Origin of the sequence: Mesorhizobium australicum (assembly GCF_900177325.1) — a bacterium.
Classification (GTDB): Bacteria; Pseudomonadota; Alphaproteobacteria; order Rhizobiales; family Rhizobiaceae; genus Mesorhizobium_A; species Mesorhizobium_A australicum_A.
In genome coordinates, this window is sequence record NZ_FXBL01000004.1 from 4,710,001 (window position 1) to 4,712,500 (window position 2,500).

General features: G+C 57.7%; 1 tRNA gene, 2 rRNA genes and 1 pseudogene (1 of these 4 cut by a window edge). 1 reads left to right on the forward strand and 3 read right to left on the reverse strand.

The features are described 5' to 3' along the window. Positions 1–207 precede the first annotated feature (207 nt). Positions 208–897, forward strand: a pseudogene (locus B9Z03_RS30050) (integrase core domain-containing protein). Between the two features lie 122 nt (positions 898–1,019). Here B9Z03_RS30050 and B9Z03_RS25610 read toward each other — a convergent pair. The 3 genes from B9Z03_RS25610 to B9Z03_RS25620 all read right to left on the reverse strand — a co-directional run. Next, a tRNA-Met gene (locus tag B9Z03_RS25610) sits at positions 1,020–1,096 on the reverse strand. A gap of 133 nt (positions 1,097–1,229) precedes the next feature. After that, positions 1,230–1,344 (reverse strand): 5S ribosomal RNA (rrf, locus tag B9Z03_RS25615). 72 nt (positions 1,345–1,416) lie between these two features. Then, positions 1,417–2,500: ribosomal RNA gene (locus B9Z03_RS25620) — 23S ribosomal RNA — on the reverse strand (it continues 1,715 nt past the right edge of the window).

Here is a 2,500-nt window from a genome sequence, read left to right on the forward strand (position 1 = left end):
TGGTGGGGCGTATATAGTCGCCATCAATCCATACTGTCAACAACGAAAATCGAAGAAATTTGGAAATCGACACTCTTGAGGCGAGGGCGGCTGAGTCGATCGAGATGTTTGCGACCGCCCTCGAAGCGCCGGCCGGTTTCCGGTGACGTTGCCCCTGCGCTCTAATCCGGGTTGAAGTTCGTTCTGGCCCGTCGAGAGGATCAGGACATGAAGCGCAGCCGCTTCTCTGAAGAGCAGATCATCGGAATTCTGAAGGAACATGAGGCCGGGGTTTCGGTCGCCGACCTGTGCCGCAAACACGGGGTCAGCGACGCCTCGATCTACAGCTGGAAGGCCCGCTTCGGCGGGATGGACGTCTCGGAGGCGCGCCGGCTGAAGGCGCTGGAGGACGAGAACGCGCGACTGAAGCGTCTGCTGGCCGACGCCATGCTGGACAATGCGGCGCTGAAGGACCTCGTGGGAAAAATGGTGACGGCCGAGAATGATCCCGGATCAAGTCCGGGACCAGCGACAGCGGCACCGAGCTCACCTCGGACGCTATCCTCGCCTGGGCCGATCAGAACCGCGTCGAGTGTCCCTACATCGCGCCGGGCAAAGCCCATGCAGAACGGCTTCATCGAAAGCTTCAACGGTCGGCTGCGAGACGAACTGCTCAACGAGACGCCATTCACCTCGCTGACCCAGGCGCGCGTAGCAACAGCCCTGTGGCGCGCCGACTACAACACCGTCCGGCCGCACTCCCAAATCGCTTGGCAGACGCCAGACGAGTTCGCCAGAACCCTCACCCCGCGACGGTCGCTTGCACTGCGCAACGATAGCGGCTCCGCGCAAGCACCCGCCGCTTCACCCACCCAGCAGGGCAAAACCACCACCGGAAACGAACTCAGAACTAGATAGAACTTTTTTGGGGGAGTCAGCTGACAGCCAAGCCTTCGGATCACCGTGGCGCACAACACCTCAAAGACAAAAAGCCCAGCGATTTCTCACCGGGCTTTCTATTTGAATTACCTAGCGATCGATGGTTGCGGGGGCAGGATTTGAACCTGCGGCCTTCAGGTTATGAGCCTGACGAGCTACCGGGCTGCTCCACCCCGCGTCACTTTCTTCATATAGGCACGATGCCTAGACGAAACCAGATGCCCTGAACGACAAAGGCCGCTTCCGCGGCCCGGTGCCGCCATAGTGGCGGGCATTCGTAAGGAGAAGATTTCACAACATGCGCTTTGCAGACCTGGCAGCGACCTACTCTCCCGCGTCTTAGGACGAAGTACCATCAGCGCTGGAGCGTTTCACGGCCGAGTTCGGAATGGGATCGGGTGCAGCCGCTCCGCCATAACCACCAGGTCAACGAAGAGCATGTTGTTTCGAGAAGCTGTCTTTTGTGCCAACCCATCAAAATGGGCATGAGTAATGAGAATGATCAAGCCAATCGAGCTATTAGTACCGGTAAGCTTCACACATTGCTGCGCTTCCACACCCGGCCTATCAACGTGGTCGTCTTCCACGGCTCTCAGGGAATGCTCGTTTTGAGGTGGGTTTCCCGCTTAGATGCCTTCAGCGGTTATCCCGTCCGTATATAGCTACCCTGCTATGCGGCTGGCGCCACAACAGGTCCACCAGAGATACGTCCATCCCGGTCCTCTCGTACTAGGGACAGATCCTCTCAACATTCCTACACCCACGGCAGATAGGGACCGAACTGTCTCACGACGTTCTGAACCCAACTCACGTACCGCTTTAAATGGCGAACAGCCATACCCTTGGGACCTGCTCCAGCCCCAGGATGCGATGAGTCGACATCGAGGTGCCAAACAACCCCGTCGATATGGACTCTTGGGGGTCATCAGCCTGTTATCCCCGGCGTACCTTTTATCCGTTGAGCGATGGCCCTTCCACACGGGACCACCGGATCACTATGACCGACTTTCGTCTCTGCTCGACTTGTCAGTCTCGCAGTCAGGCAGGCTTATGCCATTGCACTCAGCGAACGATTTCCGACCGTTCTGAGCCCACCATCGCGCGCCTCCGTTACTCTTTGGGAGGCGACCGCCCCAGTCAAACTACCCACCATACACTGTCCCGGGCCCGGATAACGGGTCGCGGTTAGACATCCATATAGATAAGGGTGGTATTTCAAGGATGACTCCACCAGAGCTGGCGCCCTGGCTTCAAAGTCTACCACCTATCCTACACATGCCGACACGAATGCCAGTGTAAAGCTATAGTAAAGGTGCACGGGGTCTTTCCGTCTAACCGCAGGAACCCCGCATCTTCACGGGGAATTCAATTTCACTGAGTCTCTGCTGGAGACAGCGGGGAAGTCGTTACGCCATTCGTGCAGGTCGGAACTTACCCGACAAGGAATTTCGCTACCTTAGGACCGTTATAGTTACGGCCGCCGTTTACTGGGGCTTCGATTCAAAGCTTGCACCTCTCCTCTTAACCTTCCAGCACCGGGCAGGCGTCAGACCCTATACGTCGTCTTGCGACTTCGCAGAGC